This is a genomic window from Pseudomonas sp. NPDC087614 (assembly GCF_044743485.1).
In the GTDB taxonomy this organism is placed as follows: domain Bacteria; phylum Pseudomonadota; class Gammaproteobacteria; order Pseudomonadales; family Pseudomonadaceae; genus Aquipseudomonas; species Aquipseudomonas baetica_A.
The window spans coordinates 1-18,256 of record NZ_JBIUWN010000038.1 but is presented as its reverse complement, the minus strand read 5'-3'; the positions used below and the strand labels follow the sequence as shown (position 1 = coordinate 18,256).

Below are 18,256 nucleotides of genomic sequence, written 5' to 3'. Positions count from 1 at the left end.
CCCTGTGGGTACGGACACGACCCATACAGCGGGCCCTGACGCACATTTGTGTTCAATGAACGCCTACTCTCGACCGGCTGCAGTAGAAGGCGTGCTCTGCGTGTGGTTACACTACGCCGCCGCGCTCCGGGGAGCCGGTTTGACGAACACGGAGTCACCACAAAGTGCCCGCCCGACCGCCAAAACGAACGCGATTGATCCAGCGCTGGCCAGCGTTACGCCGCTGGTTCGGCAAACGCCTGCCTGCCAGTGCTGGCCATGACGCCAGCGCCCAGTCGATCCGCGACTACTTCCGGCACAAGGCCCACAGCCAGGGTTACACCCTCAGCCACAGCCAGCAGCGCGTCATCGATTGTCTGGCGCAGCAGGCCAGTCTGCTGTTCGGCGCAAAAGCCCCTACCCCACCGAGTCTGTATCTGTACGGCGCCGTTGGACGCGGCAAGAGCTGGCTGCTGGATGGCTTTTTCCAGGCGCTGCCGATCAAGCAAAAACGACGCCTGCATTTCCATGAGTTCTTTGCGCAATTGCATCAAGGCATGTTCCGTCATCGTGAACAGGACGATGCCCTCGCCCTCACGCTCGATGATCTGCTGCAAGACTGCCGGGTGCTGTGTTTCGACGAGTTTCATGTGCATGACATCGGTGACGCGATGCTGATCAACCGGTTGTTCAAGGCGTTGTTCCAGCGCGCGATCGTGCTCCTGGTGACCTCGAACTATCCGCCTGAGGGCTTGCTGCCCAACCCGCTCTATCACGCTCGCTTCAAACCCGTCATCGAACTGATCAACTCACGCATGCAGGTCATGGAAGTCGGCGGGCCGCACGATTACCGAAGCCAGGCGCGCAACCAGGCGCATCAATTGTTCACGCAAGGTCACTACGTGTGGCCGGCCACGCCTGCTCAGCGCCACGTTCTGAACCTGCCACCACACGATGCTCCAGCGCTTGCCCTAGCGGTCGGCACGCGGCAAATTCAGGCACGGCTGTGTGAAGGTCGGCGGGTCGGTTTTACCTTCAAGGACCTGTGCGAACAGCCGACGGCGGTGATGGATTATCTGGAGCTTTGCCGGCGTTTCGACCACTGGGTCATTGATGATTTACCGGCACTGGCTGAATGCTCGATCGCCGCGCAACAGCGTTTCATCAATCTGATCGACGTGCTCTACGATCAGGACAAATGCTTGACCCTGCTCGGTCAACTGCCGCTGTTTGAGCGTCTGGGCGGCAATGCCATTGACCTGGCCCGCACGCGGAGCCGGTTGGGGCAGTTACAGGAAGTGCGCCTCCTTACCTGACAGACAAAGATCGCGCCCCACAGAGGATCGCAGTGCAGAGGAAGAATTCGACAGTGTTGAATCTGCCGTTATCATGTCGCCCATTCCTTGCGACTCCTCTATGGCGAAGACCTTTATGCATACCCTTGCTCAATTGCGCGCCGGCGAATTGTCGGGCATCACGCGGCTGGATCTGTCCTGCGGGCTGACCGAGTTCCCGCGGCAGATCTTTGATCTGGCCGATACCCTCGAGGTGCTCAACCTCAGCGGCAACGCCTTGAGCAGTCTGCCGGATGATTTGCATCGGCTGACTCGAATGCGCGTACTGTTCTGCTCCGACAATCAGTTCACCGAGTTGCCCGCCTGCCTCGGCCAATGCGCCGCGTTGACGATGATCGGTTTTAAAGCCAACCGCATCGTCGATGTGCCGGGTGCCGCCCTGCCAACGCGGCTGCGCTGGCTGATCCTGACCGACAACTGCATCGAAACCCTGCCGAGCGAACTGGGCGAACGTCCTGACCTGCAAAAACTCATGCTGGCGGGCAATCGCCTGCAATCGCTACCCGCTTCTCTGGGTAACTGCCATCGGCTGGAGCTGATCCGCATCGCCGCCAACCGCCTGAGCCAATTGCCACCCTTTCTGCTGGCGTTGCCGAGCCTGACGTGGCTGGCCTATGCCGGTAATCCACTGGAAACCGAAGCCGACGCCGCCGCCCTCCAAGCCACACCACGGATTGACTGGTCAACGCTGCGCCTGGAGCAGCAACTGGGCGAAGGCGCTTCGGGGGTGATTTGCCGGGCGACTTGGCAGCAAGCCGAGGGCTCACTGAAGCCGGTCGCCGTGAAGTTGTACAAAGGTGAAATGACCAGCGATGGCTCGCCGCTGCATGAAATGAACGCCTGCATCACGGCCGGGCTGCACCCGAATCTGATCCGGGTTGAAGGTCGTATCGATGGCCATCCCGAAGGCCAGCAAGGGCTGGTGATGCAATTGATTGATCCGAGCTTTCGCAATCTGGCGGCATTGCCGAGCCTGGCGTCCTGCTCACGGGACGTTTACGCCGAAGATTGCCGCTTCACGGCCGACGTTGCGCTAAGAATTGCCAAGGGCATCGCGTCGGCGGCCGAACATCTGCATCAACAGGGCATCACCCACGGCGACCTCTACGGGCACAACATTCTGTTGAACGACGAGGGCGATTGTCTGCTGGGAGATTTCGGCGCGGCGTCCTTCCATGCCACCACGGACAATCTGGAGACACGATCACTGCAACGCATCGAAGTGCGAGCGTTCGGGGTTTTGCTCGGGGAGTTGCTGGCGCGGATCGACTCGGGGTTGAGTGATGAGCGGCGTGGGGTGCTGGAGGATTTGCAGCGGCGCTGCTGTCAGGCCGATGTGCTGGGGCGGCCGGGGTTCAGTGAAGTGAGTGCGGTACTGGACAAGCAGTGACCGCAACGCGGTCAATCGCGGGCTTGCCCGCCATTGACGGCGTTACCGGTAAAACCAATCAGCCCGCCAGACCGACAAACATGTCCTGTACGTCGTCATGGTTGTCGAGGCCTTCCAGGAACGCTTCAACCTCAGCCATTTGCTCATCGCTCAAACCGCTGACGGGGTTCTTCGGCTGGTAGCCAAGCTTGGCCGACAGCACGGTAAAGCCTTGCTCCGGCAGGGCTTTCTGCACGGAGTCGAGGTCGGTCGGATCGGTCAGGAACAGGGTTGCGCCGTCTTCACCCGGTTCAAAATCCTGGGCACCGGCTTCGATGGCGGCCATTTCCGGATCGGCGTCCGGGGTGTCCGGCGAGGCTTCGATCATGCCCACATGGTTGAAATCCCAGGCAACGGAGCCGGAAGCACCCAGTTGACCCTTGCGGAACGCCACACGGATTTCCGCGACGGTGCGGTTGATGTTGTCGGTCACGCACTCGACGATCAGCGGTACCTGGTGCGGCGCGAAGCCTTCGTAGGTCACGCGATGGTATTGCACGGTTTCGCCTAGCAGGCCCGCGCCTTTCTTGATTGCGCGATCCAGGGTTTCTTTCGGCATCGAGGCTTTCTTGGCCTGTTCGACCACCAGACGCAGGTGTGCGTTGGTGGCGGTATCGGCACCGTTGCGGGCAGCGATGGTGATTTCTTTCACCAGTTTGCCGAAGATTTTGCCCTTGGCGTTGGCTGCCGCTTCTTTGTGTTTAACCTTCCACTGTGCGCCCATTACTCACTCTCTTGATCTGTGGCGCCGAGACATCTATTGGCCGACGCGTGGCGCCAAGTTTATACGGCCTAAACTCGGCAATCGACCAAAAAAATCCAATGTGGAATCGACTTATTCACCAGACCTTGTAGGGCGATTCTGAAAAACCCCTTTGACATAACCATTCAACGCTGTGGTTTCGTACCCTCTGAGGCCCGTATTGCCTGACAGAGCCTGTTCGAATGCTCAATGACAAGGAAAGTCCGTTCACCCTCACCCTGACCGACAGCGGCTTATGCCTGCCAGTGTTGCGCTTTCAAGGCGAGGAAGCGCTCAACCAGCCCTACCGTTTCGACATTGACCTGATCGGTCTGGCACCCGCCGTGCCCCCGGGTACGCTGCTGCAGCAACCGGCATTTCTGCGCCTGAACGACCATCACGGGATCCACGGCATGATCCACAGTGCCACTTGCGAACACCGTGGCACGCATCGGATTGGCTATCGACTTGTCTTGGTGCCACACCTGCAAAGACTGTCGCGAACGATTAAACGGCGTGTGTTTATACAACTGAGCGTGCCGCAGATTCTTCAGCAATTACTCGTTGAAAATGCCCTGCCGAGCAATAGTTACCGAATTGAAATGACCGTGGGCCAGTACCCGACGCGGCCGTTCTGCATCCAGTTCGAGGAAAGCGATCTGGCGCTGCTGCACAGGCTTTGCGAAGAGGAAGGCATTCACTATCACTTCGAACACCGGGTGGACGGTCACGTTGTCGTGTTCGCCGATGACAGCCTGAGCCTACCGCAAGCCCCCGTTCTGGTGCCGTTCAATGTCGACGAACAAACAGCCTCGCCCTGCGTCAGTGCGCTGTACCAGCATCATCACGCCGCGCCCATTGCGACGCTCCACGCCTTGCGCAATCGTGGGCAACAGGCTGTCAGCGAGGCTGCAGCCAATCAGACTTCGCCTATCGCACCGCAGCCCACGTTGTCGCTTGAACAACGTCATGCCGAACAACGCAGTCGCCGCCATCTGGAGCGACAACGTTGCCAGCATCGCTCGATCAATGGCCGCAGCGACTGCGTCGGTTTGCTCAGTGGGCACTTGTTGCAAGTGACCGAGCACCCGATCAGCACCTTCAACGACCAATGGCGGATCACTGCCATACGCCATCACGGGCAACATCCATCGATTCTTGACCCCACCCCGACCCAGCACCGTTATTACAACGACTTCACCGCCCAGCCCTGGTCAACCGACTATCGCCCGCCCCTCAAAGAACCGCGTCCCAGCGTCGCAGGCTTTCATCTGGCGCAGATACTTGGCGCGTCGGGGCAACCCGCGCAACTTGATGAGCAGGGGCGCGTCGCCGTTATTCTCTGGCCTGCGCAACCCCCGAACACCACTGAAACCGACGCGCTGTGGCTGCCCATCGCCATGACCCGGGCCAACAGACGACTGGCAGCGAATGAACTCCCGTCTGCAGGCAGTGAAGTCTGGGTGAGCTTCCTCGACAGCGATCCGGACCGACCGATCCTGTGCCTCGACAGCAGACGCAGTCCACCGCCACGCGAGACAGTGCCGATGCCTGACAGTAGCCTTCTACTGGATTGGCTGCTCAACAGCACCGCGCCATGACAGTCCTCCCTGCTGGCGTTTTCGCAGCCTGCGACAGTTCCTGCTGGGGGCCTGAAGCGAAACTGTCAGGCCGGCGCCAATGCAAAAAACGCCTGAATCAAACGCAACTCCCGTCGCCGCTCCATGCAGCCGATCATGTGCCGGTTTCCCAGCCCTTCGCCGGCAATCGGAATCGCCACCACCCGAGGGTCGTGGCTGACCTCCACCGAAGACACCACGCCAACCCCCAGTTCTGCGGCAACCGCTTCGGTCACCGCTTCGCGGCTGTCCAGTTCCAGCAAGACCCGTGGCTGAATCGACGCCTGCGCGCAAGCCTGATCAAACGTGCGCCGGGTAATCGAACTCGGCTCCCGCAAGACCATGATTACCTGATCCAGTTCTTTGAGCTTCACCTCCCCGGCCCGCGTCGCCCAAGGATGGCCCACTGGCACCAAAGCGCAGATCCGCGACTCGCTCAACGCTTGCAGATGCAAGCCTTTGCGCGGTTCGACTTCGGTCAACACGGCGACATCTGCGTGTTCCGATAACAGCGCTGCCAGCGTTTCATGCGCATTGCCCAAGCGTAAATTCACCGTAATCCCCGGATACCGCGCCCGCAGACTCGCCAACATCGGCATGACCATGTGCGGCCCATCTGCCGCCACCTCCAGGCGCCCGGTCAGCAGTTGCCGATTGGCCTCCAGCATCGCCTGCGCTTCTTCGGCGAGACCAAACATCGCCCGGGTGATCGCCGCCAGTTTGGTGCCCTCCTCAGTCAATTCCACGCGCCGCGCGGTACGCCGCAAGAGGGTGATCTGGTAGTGCTCCTCCAACGCCTTGATGTGCCCGGTGACCGCTGGCTGGCTGATGAACAAACGCAAGGCGGCGCGGGTGAAGCTGCCCTCCCGGGCTACGGCGTCGAAGGCGCGTAGCTGAAACAGGTTCATGAATAACCCTCACTGATAGCTGGCATAACAACAAACAATTTGATTGATGCAACGGCGAATTGCAACGTATGCCCCGTAGCTTCACCCCACAGCGCTATCCAAGGACATACGAATGAGTATCGCCGAACCCATCCTGCTGACTCCCGGCCCGTTGACCACTTCGGCCCGCACCCGCCAGGCGATGATGATCGACTGGGGGTCATGGGATGACCGTTTCAATCAACTGACCGCCAGCCTTTGCGAACAACTGCTGGCGATCCTCAACGGCGCAGCCACCCATCACTGCGTGCCGTTGCAAGGCAGCGGGACATTTGCCGTCGAAGCGGCCATCGGTACGCTGGTACCGCGTGACGGCAAAGTGCTGGTGCTGATCAACGGTGCCTATGGCCAGCGTCTGGCGAAAATCTGCGAGGTGCTCGGCCGCTCGTTCAGTACCTTCGAAACCGCTGAAGACAAACCGACCACGGCCGCCGACGTTGACCGCCTGCTGCGTGCCGACAGCGCCATCACCCACGTCGCGCTGATCCACTGCGAGACCAGCACCGGGATGCTCAATCCGCTGCCAGAGATTGCCGAGGTTATCGCCCAACACGGAAAACGCCTGATCATCGACGCCATGAGCTCTTTCGGCGCGCTGGCGGTGGATGCACAACAAGTGCCGTTCGACGCGCTGATCGCCGCGTCCGGCAAATGCCTGGAAGGCGTACCGGGGATGGGTTTTGTCTTCGCTCGCAAAGAGTCGCTGGCCGCTTGCGCCGGTCAGTCGCATTCGCTGGCGATGGACCTGTACGACCAGCACACCTATATGCAGAAGACCGGCCAGTGGCGCTTCACCCCGCCCACCCATGTGGTCGCGGCGCTGCACGAAGCCCTGCTGCAATACAACGAAGAAGGTGGCTTGCCGGCACGGCATGCGCGCTACGCGGCCAACTGCCAGGTACTGATGGAAGAGATGGGCATGCTGGGTTTACGCAGTTTTCTGCCGGCAGCGATTCAGGCACCGATCATCGCCACGTTCCATGCGCCGACCAATCCGCGTTATCAGTTCAAGGACTTCTACGAGCGCGTCAAGGCCAAGGGCTACATCCTCTACCCCGGCAAACTGACCCAGGTTGAAACCTTCCGCGTCGGCTGCATCGGCCACGTCAGCCCTGACGACATGCGCCAGGCCGTCGCAGCAGTCGGTGAAGTGTTGCGCGAGATGGAAGTCCTCGACATCTGATTCCCCCCCAAATCCCTGTGGGAGGGGTCTTGCTCCCCTCCCACAAAGAACCGCATTGCCAACTCAGGAATTGACTGCCATGAACTATGTAAATCCAGACAAGCTGCAAGCCGCCATCCTCGACTGGGCCGGCACCGTGGTCGACTTCGGTTCTTTCGCGCCGACCCAGATCTTCGTCGAAGCCTTCGCCGAGTTCGACGTTCAGGTCTCCATCGAAGAAGCCCGTGGCCCGATGGGCATGGGCAAGTGGGATCACATCCGCACTCTGTGCGATCAGCCGCAGGTCGCCGAGCGCTATCGCCAAGTATTCGGTCGCACGCCGACCGACGACGATGTCACCGCAATCTATAACCGTTTCATGCCGCTGCAGATCGAGAAGATCGCCGAACACTCGGCACTGATCCCGGGCGCTCTGGATACCATTGCCAATCTGCGCGAACAAGGGATCAAGATCGGCTCCTGCTCCGGTTACCCGAAGCAGGTGATGGACAAAGTCGTCGAACTGGCCGCCACCAACGGCTACGTCGCCGACCACGTCGTCGCCACCGACGAAGTGCCGAATGGCCGCCCATGGCCGGCCCAGGCACTGGCCAACGTGATCGCGCTGGGCATCGACGACGTCGGCGCTTGTGTGAAGATCGATGACACTGTGCCGGGCATTCTCGAAGGTCGGCGTGCCGGGATGTGGACGGTGGCGCTGATCTGCTCCGGTAATGCACTGGGCCTGGACTACGAGGGGTTCCGCGCACTGGGCAGCGATGAACTGGCCAGCGAGCGAAAGCGCATCCACGCACTGTTCGAAGGTTCGCGCCCGCACTACATGATCGACACCATTACAGACCTGCCCGAGGTGATTGCCGACATCAACAAGCGTCTGGCCCAGGGTGAAATGCCGCAGTCGAGCTGATCCATCGCCTGCTGTAAACGAAAACGCCAGTGTCTGTCGCGACACTGGCGTGTTTTTTTGGACACTTCCTGACCCAGCGCATTGAAACGCCGATCAGCAACAGGCAAATCCGCCAAAGCGGATTACAGTTAAGACATGCCGTCATACAAGAACGGTGCGTTTGCCCCCTGATCTGTGAGGAAACACCGTATGCCGTGGACCAGTTCCGAATCTCGTTACAGCACCGTCTCAGTCTTGCTGCACTGGCTGATGCTGGTGTTGTTGGTACTGGTATACGCCAGCATGGAATTTCGCGGCATCTTTCCCAAAGGCAGCGGCGGTCGCACGCTGATCAAAGAGGCCCACTACATGCTCGGCCTGACGGTGTTCGTGCTGGTGTGGTTTCGCCTGCTCGCCCGCAGCGTCGGCCCGGCACCGAAAATCTTCCCGGCCTCGCCGGCATGGCAAACCGTGCTGGCGCGGCTGATGCACTGGGCGTTGTACCTGTTCATGATCAGCATGCCGATTCTCGGTTGGTTGATCACCAGCGCCGAGGGGCATCAAGTGATGTTCTATGGTTTTGATCTGCCGATGCTGGTGAATGAGGACAAGGCACTCGCCAAACAGGTGGAATATTGGCACGTACTCATCGCCACGATTGGCTACTGGTTGATCGGGCTGCATGCGCTGGCGGGGATCTATCACCACTACGTAGTGCGCGATAACACACTGGTGCGGATGATGCCCAAACGCGATTGAACCTCACGGCGCGGCCGCAAATCCGCGCTGCCCCTGCAAACCTCCGGTATGCACGAAAATCAGTCGCGTGCCGCTGGCGAACCTGCCCGCTTCGACCTGCTGCCTGAGCGCCAGCAACGCCTTGCCGGTGTACACGGGTTCCAACGGCACACCGCTGACCTGTTCGGTCTGTTCGATGAACCCCAGCAAGGGCGGGTCAACCTTGGCAAAACCGCCACGGCTGGCGTCCAGCAGTTCATAGTGCGCCATGCACAACCCGGCCTCGCGAATGATCGCTTCGACGTGTGGTGCCACGCCGTGGTCGCCGGGCACGGCCAATGCGCCGTATACCGGACGTTCGCCCGCCTCTGCCAGCACCAGTCCCGCCAACGTCGTTCCTGTGCCGCAAGCCAACCACCAGCCGTGGAAATCACTCCAGCCCAAATGGCTCAGTTGTGCATTGGCCTGCGCTTTGAGCGCGACGCAACCGAGGGCGCCGCTTAATCCACCGCCACCCTCCGGCACCGCATGCAGCGTGGGATATTGCGCCTGCCACGGCAGCCAGAATCCCGGTTCGTGCCGCGCCCGATAACCGCCGTAACCCAGCCAGTGCAAGTGCATGCCGAACGCTTGCAGATCCTTCAAAGTGGGCGTTTCCTGGGCATGGCCACGCAACAGCCCGACCGTTTTGAAGCCCAGACGCTTGCCCGCCGCCGCCAACGCGTGCAGATGATTGGAATGTGCCCCACCGAGGCTGATGATGCCTTGCGCACCAGCACGGTCAGCAGCGTTCAGGTGTTCGACGAGTTTGAACCACTTGTTGCCGCTGATCAGCGGATCGATCTGATCGAGACGCAGGATCGCCACTTCCACATTCGCGGCACTGAGCCAGTCCAGTTGGAGGCGTTCGAGGGGGGCTTGAGCAAGCCATTCGTTGGAAGGCAAAAGCATTAATGGCGGTTCCAGAACAAGAACCGCCATCTTAGCAGCCAGAGACACTTCCCCAGTGGGGGCGGGGAATTTGCCCTGCTTAGAGTTCGGCGGCGAGGCGCGAACCCTGATTGATCGCGCGTTTGGCATCCAGCTCCGCCGCCACATCGGCGCCGCCGATCAGGTGCACATTCTGGCCTGCTGCCACCAAGCCATCGTGCAACTCACGCAGCGGGTCCTGTCCCGCGCAGATGACAATGTTGTCCACTGCCAGCACTTGCGGCTCGCCGGTTTCGCCGATGCGGATGTGCAGACCTTCGTCATCGATGCTCAGGTAGTCGACGCTGTTGAGCATCTGCACCTGCTTGTTCTTCAAACCGGTGCGGTGAATCCAGCCAGTGGTCTTGCCCAGACCATCGCCCACCTTGGTTTTCTTGCGTTGCAGCAGGAACACTTCGCGGGCCGGCGCGTGCGGAGCCGCCTTGATGCCGGCCACGCCACCTCGGGCTTCAAGGTGCGTGTCGATGCCCCATTCTTTCCAGAACGCGGCTCGATCGAGGCTGGTGGCCACGCCTTCATGCACAAGGAATTCCGAGACGTCGAAACCGATCCCGCCCGCGCCGATCACCGCCACACGCTTGCCGACCGGTTTGCGCTCAAGGATCACATCCAGATAACTCAGCACCTTGGCGTTATCCACCCCCGGAATCGCCGGCACGCGCGGCGCAATACCGGTGGCGAGGATGATTTCGTCGTAACCGCCGTCCACCAGTTTTGCCACATCGACGCGGGTGTTCAGACACACCTCGACATGGGTGGTCTGCAACTTGCGTTTGAAGTAACGCAAGGTCTCGAAAAACTCTTCCTTGCCCGGCACGCGTTTGGCGATGTTGAACTGGCCACCGATCTCGCTGGCCGAATCGAACAGGGTCACCTGATGGCCGCGCTCAGCCGCCACGGTGGCGGCGGACAACCCGGCAGGCCCGGCGCCGACCACGGCGATTTTCTTGATCTGCTGCACCGGCAGGTAATTAAGTTCGGTTTCGTGGCAGGCACGCGGGTTGACCAGACAACTGGTGAGCTTGCCGCCAAACGTATGATCCAGACAGGCCTGGTTGCAACCGATGCAGGTGTTGATCTCATCGGCGCGACCTTCGGCCGCTTTGTTGACGAAGTCCGGATCGGCGAGGAATGGACGCGCCATCGAGACCATGTCGGCATCGCCTTCAGCAAGAATCTGCTCGGCGATTTCCGGGGTGTTGATGCGGTTGGTGGTGATCAGCGGAATGCTTACCGCCCCACGCAGCTTGGCCGTGACCTTGCTGAATGCGGCACGCGGCACTTTGGTGGCGATGGTCGGGATCCGCGCTTCGTGCCAACCGATGCCGGTGTTGATGATGGTCGCACCCGCCTGCTCGATGGCTTTGGCCAGGGTCACGATTTCATCCCAGGTACTGCCGCCCTCGACCAGGTCGAGCATCGACAGACGGAAGATGATGATGAAGTTCGGGCCGACCGCTTCACGCACGCGGCGAACGATTTCCACCGGCAGGCGCATACGGTTTTCGTAGCTGCCACCCCAGCGGTCGGTGCGGTGGTTGGTGTGTGCGGCGAGGAACTGGTTAATGAAATAACCTTCCGATCCCATGATCTCAATGCCGTCATACTCGGCCGACTGCGCCAGTACCGAACAGGTGACGAAATCGCTGATCTGCTTCTCGATGCCTTCCTCGTCCAGTTCTTTGGGCTTGAACGGGTTGATCGGAGCCTGAATCGCACTCGGCGCCACCTGTTTCGGGCTGTAGGCATAACGACCGGCGTGAAGGATCTGCATGCAGATCTTGCCGCCCGCCTCGTGCACTGCGCGGGTCACGATGCGGTGCTTGAGCGCTTCTTCTTCGGTGGTCAGCTTGGCTGCGCCGGAGTAAACGCCGCCCTCGTCGTTCGGGCCGATACCGCCGGTGACCATCAGGCCGACGCCACCACGAGCACGTTCCGCGAAATACGCTGCCATGCGCTCGAAACCACCCGGTTTCTCTTCAAGGCCCGTGTGCATCGAACCCATCAGGGTGCGATTGCGCAGCGTGGTGAATCCCAGGTCCAGCGGGGCCAACAGGTGCGGGTAATGAGCGGCGGTCATCGGTAACTCCACAACGAGCAATCACGGAAAAGTTGCGGGAGTTCTTTGTCCCCCGTCAGTCATACTCGACAGACTAAGAGTCGCATCGCTGTCACTCAATGACCGTAACTGACAACTTATTGATCCAAATGCACAGCGCCCCTTGGCAAGTACGCCCATGGGCCCTACCCTAGTCGCCACACCCTGTACCCGGCTGCTGTTGGTTTTCATGCGCAAACTTTTGTACCTGTTTTTTTCCATGGCCATCGTGGCCGTTCTCACCACCTATGCCATGTGGGCGGCAGACCGGCCTGCGGGGCATTACCTGTCGGACTTGCGCATCAAACTGGCGGTCGATCAGGGCACGCCTGCCGACCGTGGCAATTTGCTGGGTATCCAGCCAGAGCTGTTTCCTACCGACTATCAGAACCCCGAGCGTCTGCACCGCAAGCTCGCGGCTTATTTGCAGCAAGCGCAGGATCAGGGCTTGTTGAATGACAAGACCGTGGTGGTGCTGCCCGAACATGTCGGCACCTGGCTGATGATCAGCGGCGAGAAAGACGAGTTGTATCAGGCACCGACTCTTGCAGAAGCGATGAACTGGCTGGCAGCGAGCAATCCGCTGCTGTTCGCCCGGGCCTGGCTCAGCGCCAAGGGTAGCGACCGTCTCGACGACGCTCACCTGCGCATGAAATCACGCGCCATGGCCAAGGATTACCAGACGCTGTTCGGGGGGCTGGCCAAAGAGTTTCATGTGACCCTGGTGGCTGGTTCCATCGTGCTGCCTGAGCCAACCATCCGCGACGGCCAACTCAAACCCGGCAGCGGCGCGCTCTACAACAGCAGCGTGGTCTTTGGCCGCGACGGTGTGCCCCTCGGCCAGCCGCAACGCCAGATGCATCCGGTCTTTGACCAGCATGACGTCATCCAGGCCAGTGAACGGACGATCAACGTCGTCGACACCCCGGCCGGACGTCTCGGCGTGCTGATCGGCCGCGACAGTTGGTATCCGGACAACTACCGCCAACTCGATGAACAAAGCGCGCAACTGGTGGCGGTGCCGGCGCAGGTGCTCGGACAGGGTGCCTGGGATCAGCCGTGGCGCGGCTATAAGGGTTCGAGTACACCGAGTTCAGTCAGCCTCAAACCCGGTGACGTCAGCGAAGGCCAAGCCTGGCATCGCCTGACCCTGACCACGCAGCCGCCCGGCAGCCGGGCGATTGCCGGGATGAGCGTATTCCTGCGCGGGCAATTCTGGGACAAAGCGAGTTCGGGTCAGAGCTTCCTCAGCAGCAACGGTCAGCAGTTTGCCGCAGGCGATGCCCGCGGTGCATGTCTGCTCAATATCTGGTTGTAAGCCATGAAGCCGCTGCCGATGCGCCTCGGGGATCTGTCGGTAGGCTTTGTCCATAGCCTCGCCGACGCCGTGCGCAGTCATGGCGCCGACCCACTGCCGATATTGGAGCAGTACGGTCTGGATGCAGCGCGATTGGCCGAGGCCGGCGCACGGCTTTCGATCCCGCGTTATATGCGTTTGGGTTACAGCGCGATTCAATTGACGCAAGATCCGGCGCTGGGCTTGCGCATGGGCCAGCTCAGTCGCCTGAGCCAGGCAGGACTGGCCGGTGTCACCGCGTCGCAGGCCCCCACGGTGCGCGAAGCAGCTCGATGTCTGATCCGTTTTGAACCGTTGTACGGCTCCAATTACCGCGGCCAGTCGAGTTTCCACGAAGACGCCAACGGCGCGTGGCTGCGTTTCTATTCGATCAGTCCGTACAACGCCTATAACCGCTTTGTGGTGGATTCAATCATCGCCGGCTGGTTGCATCAGCTATCCAGTGTCGGCGGCGAAGTGCTCAAGACCGAGCGCATCGAAATCGAATTCGACACGCCGGATTACCACGACGCCTACCGCGTGCTGGGCGATTGCCCAATCCAGTTCGGCGCCGAGCGCAATCAATTGCGCCTGAACCTGAGCAGCCTCGCCCTGCGCAACCCTCAGCACTGCCCGAGCACCTGGCGGCACCTGCTGCAACTGTGTGAACGAGAACTGGAACAACTGACCCGCACTCGCAGCCTGCGCGAACGCATCACGCAATTGCTCGGGCCTTTGCTCAGTGGAGGCCGGGAACCGGACCTGGAAGAAGTGGCGGCACGCCTGAAGCTGCCTACCTGGACATTGCGGCGCAAACTGGCCGAAGAAGGCACGCAGTTTCGCGCGATCCTCAATGACACTCGCCGTGATCTGGCGATGACCTACATCCGCGACACCGAACTGGCGTTCGGCGAAATCGCCTACCTGCTGGGCTTTGCCTCAGCCGAAGCATTTCAGCGAGCGTTCAAACGCTTGAGCGGACAAACCCCGGGCGAATTTCGCCGCAGTCATCGCAAAACAGCTTGAAACCTTACAGCTCGGTGGCGTCTTCGGCCGGCTCGGGCTGATCCAGTTCATAGGCCTGGAACTCGAGCAGTTCTTCTTGATAGTCATCCATTGTGTCATCCCCCTACTGCTCTATTCGATGGTGTCCCGAGCATAGCGCGCCCGTGTGAAGGAAAAATGAAACAGCGCCTTCATGAATAAAACGTAGCAGGTGGTCAGGAATTTATCGCAGTTTTTTTGACAGCCCAAAAATCAAAAGCGGGCCTGCTCACGAAGAGGTTGTGTCAGTCGATGCAAATGTCGACTGACACACCGCATTCGCGAGCGACCCCGCTCCCACAGAGATTCGGTAGGCGAATTATTGGCCGGAGGCTGGCATCGCCGGAATTGGCTCGGACGGCGGCGGGATGTCCGTCGGGTTGGCAGGTGGCGTGATGGTCTGCGTGGCTGGCGCCACCGGTTCAGCGCTCGGCGCGGGGGCAATCGGAGTTGACTCGGCGGGTGGTACAACCGGCTCTGAACTCAGCGGAGTGGTTTCAAGTGGCGCCGACGCGGCAGCCGCTGGGGCGGGTGTTGGTGCTGGAACGGGCTCAGCGGCAGGCACAGGAGCAGGTTCTGCGGCAGGAGCTGCTTTAGGCTCAGGCATGCCCAGATCCGTCTTTGGCTTTTCTTCGATATGCGCGGCTTTTTTCGTTTCTGCCGGCAGGAACTGTTCTACCAGGGTAAAGAAACGCTCGTAGAACTTTTGAGCGGTCACCGTCTCGCTGGCAACCTTGACCATCGAATCGTCCGAAGAGCCGATCGGCATGGACACCGAGCCCAGCACACCAACACCCAGACTGGCGGAGTTGTTGGTCTTCTTCAGTGCGTAGCGATCTTGCAGGGCGTTGGCGAACACCGTCGCATGATGCTTGCCACTGCCATCTTCGGCGCAGACCACGTTGAAACTGATCTCCAGGTGAGTTTCACCGGTCTGCTGGAAGCTCTTGTGGCCGCTGACCAGTTTCGGGTCACTGCTGGTAATGATGTAGCCCTGACTGAGCAACGCACGGCGAGCCGCTTCGCAACTGCCGATGTCGCTTACCGGATAGTTACGCGAAAACGTGCCGGAATCGTCGAAGCTCTCATGCTCATAAATCGGCTTGTCCTTCGAACAGCCAGCAACAGCGGTCAACAACAGCGCCAATCCGACAACACGCAGGGGAGTGGAAATCAACATTGAACATCCTGAGGGAAAACAGTCCGGGGCGTATTGTGCAACAGATCGCAGCCCGACGGCGTATGGATTAGTGTCTTAAAACAGTTACAACGCTATCGACCTTCATCTGCGGGAAAAAGTCGCAGCGATAAATCATCGATAAACATCCGCGATCTCGCGGTGGCGGTGAGGAAAACTGCATGGAGAAGGTCAATAAATGAGCCTCTGAAACGGCTATGTCGCCTGAACTGCCAACAAAAGCGCACCCACAAAAAACCCCGGCTGTCAGGCCGGGGCTCTTGTCTTGCCGCTCAGTCAGACATCAATAACGCTTGATCTCTGCCTGGGCTTCCAACTGCTTGCGATACGCCGCGAAGTCCTGCTGACCTTCACGAGACGCGAGGAAGCGACGGTATTGAGCCTTCTCTTCATCAGTCGGTGCAGCCGCTTCGTTGACGCCGTTCAGCCGAACGATCATCAGGCTACCGTCCGGCAGGGTCACGCTGCTGTACGTAGGCTTGTCCTTGGCAACCGGCTTCGGCATGCGGAACAACGCTTGCAGCACAGCAGGATCAATACCTTCCTGAGCACGGGTGGCCGCTTCGGTGGTTTTCCAGCTCTGCCCATCAACCGCCTTGCCATCGCGCAGATCAGCAATCAGCTTCTCGGCCTTGGTTTTGGCAGCTGCACTGGCGTGCTCTTTGGTCAGTTGTGTGCGAATGGCCGCGCTCACGCTTTCCAAAGGCAGCTGCGCAGGCTTGAGGTGCTCCTTGGCGCGCAGCACGACCACGGTTTCAGGATCCAGCTCGATGGCAGTGCTGTTGGCGCCTTCATCGATCACTTCAGTGCTGAACGCGGCGGTGACCACGGCACGGTTGGCCGTAATACCTTCACCACCCTCACGGCCAAACGGCTTGGAGGTGTGCACAGTCAGCTTCAGATCCGCCGCCGGCTGAGCCAGGTCAGATGCCTCGAACGCGGTGTCTTCCAGTTGCTTGGTCGCCTCGACAAAACGCTGCTCGACTTGCGCCTCTTTCAACTGGCGGGTCAGCTTGTCCTTCAGGCTTGCAAAGGTCGGCACTTGAGGTGCTTCCACGCCCAGCAACTTGATCAGGTGGAAACCGAAGTCGGTGCGAACCGGCCCGGAAACCTGATCCTTGGACAAGGCGTACAGGGCCTTCTCGAAAGCCGGATCGTAAACGCCGGGACCGGCATAACCCAGGTCACCGCCATTGTTGGCCGAACCCGGATCCTGCGAGAACTCTTTGGCCAGCGCTTCGAACTTCTCGCCCTTGGCCAGACGCGCCTGGATGTCTTCGATCTTCGCCTTGGCCTGCGCTTCGGTGGTCTTGTCGTTCACTTCGATCAGAATGTGCGCCGCACGACGTTGTTCCGACAGGTTGGCGATGTCTTTTTGATACGCCGCTTGCAGGTCTTCGTCCTTGACGGCGACCTGATCGAAGAAGGAAGACTTCTTCAACTCAAGGTAATCGATGACCACCTGATCCGGGGTCATGAATTCCTTGGCGTGTTCGTCGTAGTAAGCCTTGACCTCATCGTCGGTCAGCTTGATCGCAGCCGGATCGGTCTTGACGTTCAGGGTGGCGAAATCGCGAGTCTGTTTCTCCAGACGGGCGAATGCCAGCACTTCAGCGTCGGTGACGAAACCGCTGCCAGCGACACCGGCCCGCAGTTGGCCGATCAGCATTTCCTGAGCCAGCATCTGGCGGAACTGCATACGGCTGTAACCCAGCGAACGGATCACCTGGTCGAAACGATCAGAGCTGAACTTGCCGTCCACCTGAAATTCAGGCGTTTGCAGGATCACTTGGTCCAGAGCAGCTTCGGAGAAAGCGAATTTCGATTGTTCGGCACCTTGCAGCAGCAGCTTGCGATCAATCAGGCCCTTGAGAGCCGACTCGCGCAGCATTTTTTCGTCGAGCAAGGAAGCATCGAAATCCTTGCCCAACTGTTGCATCAGCTGACGGCGTTGCATGTCAACGGCCTGGCTCAGCTCGTTCTGGCTGATTTCCTCACCATTGACCTTGGCCGCCTCGTTAGAGTGCGTCGTGGCCTTGAAAATGGCGTCGAAACCGGTCAGAGCCATCAGTGCAACGATGACTCCGATAATGGTCTTGGCAATCCAGCCTTGTGAATTGTCCCTGATATTCTGCAGCATGCGTCCCCCAGAAACGGTTGAACTTCAAAATTAGGCAACCGTGGAGCGTGGGTAGAATCCGGATAGAAGAAAGGCGCATCCGAGGATGCGCCTTCTCGTAACTGGCGGAGCGGACAGGGCTCGAACCCTCGATCCCGGCGTTACAGGTAGCTGTTTCAGCGACCTGCTCTACCGCTCCGCTGCCAGGTCAGGCATGACCCCGACCCGGATAGGTAAAAACCTGAAAACTTAGTTAACAGCTTCTTTCAGTGCTTTACCGGCTTTGAAACCTGGTTTTTTGGCCGCTGCGATCTGCAGCGTCTTGCCGGTCTGTGGGTTACGACCAACGCGAGCCGGACGATCAGTCACGGAGAACGTACCGAAACCAACCAGAACAACGGAGTCGCCAGCCTTGAGAGCGCCAGTGACGGATTCGATTACTGCGTCCAGCGCACGGCCAGCAGCAGCTTTCGGGATATCAGCGGATGCAGCGATAGCATCAATCAGTTCCGACTTGTTCACTCTAAGTCCCCTTATATCTATTTTGAGATGATTCTAAGTTTTTTGGTGAAAGCAAAAACGTGTGCTGAATG

The 18,256-nt window shown here is 59.8% G+C and carries 15 protein-coding genes; 8 read left to right on the top strand and 7 right to left on the bottom strand.

Annotated features, from left to right (window positions below; all coding sequences use genetic code 11):
• Nucleotides 1-164: 164 nt before the first annotated feature.
• Nucleotides 165-1,295: a cell division protein ZapE gene (gene zapE / locus ACIOWA_RS15660; RefSeq protein WP_339431977.1), complete on the top strand. Its 1,131-nt coding sequence runs from the start codon at nucleotides 165-167 to the stop codon at nucleotides 1,293-1,295.
• A 115-nt stretch (nucleotides 1,296-1,410) separates the two neighbouring features.
• Nucleotides 1,411-2,724 carry a protein kinase gene (locus tag ACIOWA_RS15655; RefSeq protein ID WP_401160596.1) on the top strand — a complete coding sequence of 438 codons (1,314 nt, stop codon included), beginning with the start codon at nucleotides 1,411-1,413 and terminating at the stop codon, nucleotides 2,722-2,724.
• 58 nt (nucleotides 2,725-2,782) lie between these two features.
• Here the strand turns inward: ACIOWA_RS15655 and ACIOWA_RS15650 are convergent, their stop codons facing one another.
• The gene (locus ACIOWA_RS15650) at nucleotides 2,783-3,487 is read right to left on the bottom strand and encodes a YebC/PmpR family DNA-binding transcriptional regulator (RefSeq protein ID WP_123529345.1); all 705 of its coding nucleotides are present in this window, start codon (nucleotides 3,485-3,487) and stop codon (nucleotides 2,783-2,785) included.
• Nucleotides 3,488-3,708: 221 nt separating this feature from the next.
• Between ACIOWA_RS15650 and ACIOWA_RS15645 the strand changes: the two genes are divergently transcribed.
• Nucleotides 3,709-5,106 carry a type VI secretion system tip protein TssI/VgrG gene (locus ACIOWA_RS15645; RefSeq protein WP_339493751.1) on the top strand — a complete coding sequence of 466 codons (1,398 nt, stop codon included), beginning with the start codon at nucleotides 3,709-3,711 and terminating at the stop codon, nucleotides 5,104-5,106.
• Between the two features lie 65 nt (nucleotides 5,107-5,171).
• Here ACIOWA_RS15645 and ACIOWA_RS15640 read toward each other — a convergent pair whose 3' ends face one another.
• Nucleotides 5,172-6,032 carry a LysR substrate-binding domain-containing protein gene (locus tag ACIOWA_RS15640; protein WP_401160594.1) on the bottom strand — a complete coding sequence of 287 codons (861 nt, stop codon included), beginning with the start codon at nucleotides 6,030-6,032 and terminating at the stop codon, nucleotides 5,172-5,174.
• 112 nt (nucleotides 6,033-6,144) lie between these two features.
• On the opposite strand from ACIOWA_RS15640, the gene ACIOWA_RS15635 reads away from it, so the two are divergent.
• The 3 genes from ACIOWA_RS15635 (at nucleotide 6,145) to ACIOWA_RS15625 (ending at nucleotide 8,899) form a co-directional block, all read left to right on the top strand.
• Nucleotides 6,145-7,254 carry a 2-aminoethylphosphonate--pyruvate transaminase gene (locus tag ACIOWA_RS15635; RefSeq protein ID WP_401160592.1) on the top strand — a complete coding sequence of 370 codons (1,110 nt, stop codon included), beginning with the start codon at nucleotides 6,145-6,147 and terminating at the stop codon, nucleotides 7,252-7,254.
• A gap of 79 nt (nucleotides 7,255-7,333) precedes the next feature.
• Entirely contained in the window at nucleotides 7,334-8,161 is an 828-nt protein-coding gene (gene phnX / locus ACIOWA_RS15630) for a phosphonoacetaldehyde hydrolase (RefSeq protein WP_401160590.1), read from the top strand.
• 189 nt (nucleotides 8,162-8,350) lie between these two features.
• Nucleotides 8,351-8,899 carry a cytochrome b gene (locus ACIOWA_RS15625; RefSeq protein ID WP_339431971.1) on the top strand — a complete coding sequence of 183 codons (549 nt, stop codon included), beginning with the start codon at nucleotides 8,351-8,353 and terminating at the stop codon, nucleotides 8,897-8,899.
• A gap of 3 nt (nucleotides 8,900-8,902) precedes the next feature.
• On the opposite strand, the gene ACIOWA_RS15620 is transcribed toward ACIOWA_RS15625, so the two are convergent.
• Both ACIOWA_RS15620 and ACIOWA_RS15615 read right to left on the bottom strand, forming a co-directional pair.
• Nucleotides 8,903-9,829 carry a 1-aminocyclopropane-1-carboxylate deaminase/D-cysteine desulfhydrase gene (locus ACIOWA_RS15620; protein WP_401160588.1) on the bottom strand — a complete coding sequence of 309 codons (927 nt, stop codon included), beginning with the start codon at nucleotides 9,827-9,829 and terminating at the stop codon, nucleotides 8,903-8,905.
• A 79-nt stretch (nucleotides 9,830-9,908) separates the two neighbouring features.
• Nucleotides 9,909-11,948 (bottom strand): FAD-dependent oxidoreductase, encoded by a 2,040-nt coding sequence (locus ACIOWA_RS15615; RefSeq protein ID WP_401160586.1) that lies wholly within the window; start codon nucleotides 11,946-11,948, stop codon nucleotides 9,909-9,911.
• Nucleotides 11,949-12,156: 208 nt separating this feature from the next.
• Here ACIOWA_RS15615 and ACIOWA_RS15610 point away from each other — a divergent pair, with 208 nt between their 5' ends.
• Together ACIOWA_RS15610 and ACIOWA_RS15605 are read left to right on the top strand one after the other, a co-directional pair.
• A complete protein-coding gene (locus ACIOWA_RS15610) occupies nucleotides 12,157-13,284 on the top strand; it encodes a carbon-nitrogen hydrolase family protein (RefSeq protein ID WP_339431968.1) in 1,128 nt (375 codons plus the stop codon).
• Nucleotides 13,285-13,287: 3 nt separating this feature from the next.
• Nucleotides 13,288-14,328, top strand: coding sequence for an AraC family transcriptional regulator (locus ACIOWA_RS15605; RefSeq protein WP_339466324.1), 1,041 nt, complete (start codon nucleotides 13,288-13,290; stop codon nucleotides 14,326-14,328).
• Nucleotides 14,329-14,665: 337 nt separating this feature from the next.
• On the opposite strand, the gene ACIOWA_RS15600 is transcribed toward ACIOWA_RS15605, so the two are convergent.
• The 3 genes from ACIOWA_RS15600 to ACIOWA_RS15590 form a co-directional block, all read right to left on the bottom strand.
• Nucleotides 14,666-15,526 carry a DUF2242 domain-containing protein gene (locus ACIOWA_RS15600; RefSeq protein ID WP_401160584.1) on the bottom strand — a complete coding sequence of 287 codons (861 nt, stop codon included), beginning with the start codon at nucleotides 15,524-15,526 and terminating at the stop codon, nucleotides 14,666-14,668.
• A 301-nt stretch (nucleotides 15,527-15,827) separates the two neighbouring features.
• Complete coding sequence (locus tag ACIOWA_RS15595) at nucleotides 15,828-17,684, bottom strand: SurA N-terminal domain-containing protein (protein WP_339431965.1); 1,857 nt, start codon at nucleotides 17,682-17,684, stop codon at nucleotides 15,828-15,830.
• A 228-nt stretch (nucleotides 17,685-17,912) separates the two neighbouring features.
• Nucleotides 17,913-18,185 carry an HU family DNA-binding protein gene (locus ACIOWA_RS15590; protein ID WP_008077714.1) on the bottom strand — a complete coding sequence of 91 codons (273 nt, stop codon included), beginning with the start codon at nucleotides 18,183-18,185 and terminating at the stop codon, nucleotides 17,913-17,915.
• Nucleotides 18,186-18,256: the final 71 nt, after the last annotated feature.

Excerpts from the sequence above, each read along its gene's own strand:
- ACIOWA_RS15610 (WP_339431968.1), top strand. The coding sequence starts at position 12,157 with ATGCGCAAACTTTTGTACCTGTTTTTTTCCATGGCCATCGTGGCCGTT.
- ACIOWA_RS15655 (WP_401160596.1), top strand. The coding sequence starts at position 1,411 with ATGCATACCCTTGCTCAATTGCGCGCCGGCGAATTGTCGGGCATCACG.
- ACIOWA_RS15640 (WP_401160594.1), bottom strand. The coding sequence starts at position 6,032 with ATGAACCTGTTTCAGCTACGCGCCTTCGACGCCGTAGCCCGGGAGGGC.
- ACIOWA_RS15650 (WP_123529345.1), bottom strand. The coding sequence starts at position 3,487 with ATGGGCGCACAGTGGAAGGTTAAACACAAAGAAGCGGCAGCCAACGCC.
- ACIOWA_RS15615 (WP_401160586.1), bottom strand. The coding sequence starts at position 11,948 with ATGACCGCCGCTCATTACCCGCACCTGTTGGCCCCGCTGGACCTGGGA.
- ACIOWA_RS15600 (WP_401160584.1), bottom strand. The coding sequence starts at position 15,526 with ATGTTGATTTCCACTCCCCTGCGTGTTGTCGGATTGGCGCTGTTGTTG.
- ACIOWA_RS15625 (WP_339431971.1), top strand. The coding sequence starts at position 8,351 with ATGCCGTGGACCAGTTCCGAATCTCGTTACAGCACCGTCTCAGTCTTG.
- ACIOWA_RS15605 (WP_339466324.1), top strand. The coding sequence starts at position 13,288 with ATGAAGCCGCTGCCGATGCGCCTCGGGGATCTGTCGGTAGGCTTTGTC.
- ACIOWA_RS15645 (WP_339493751.1), top strand. The coding sequence starts at position 3,709 with ATGCTCAATGACAAGGAAAGTCCGTTCACCCTCACCCTGACCGACAGC.
- ACIOWA_RS15620 (WP_401160588.1), bottom strand. The coding sequence starts at position 9,829 with ATGCTTTTGCCTTCCAACGAATGGCTTGCTCAAGCCCCCCTCGAACGC.
- ACIOWA_RS15635 (WP_401160592.1), top strand. The coding sequence starts at position 6,145 with ATGAGTATCGCCGAACCCATCCTGCTGACTCCCGGCCCGTTGACCACT.
- ACIOWA_RS15595 (WP_339431965.1), bottom strand. The coding sequence starts at position 17,684 with ATGCTGCAGAATATCAGGGACAATTCACAAGGCTGGATTGCCAAGACC.
- phnX (WP_401160590.1), top strand. The coding sequence starts at position 7,334 with ATGAACTATGTAAATCCAGACAAGCTGCAAGCCGCCATCCTCGACTGG.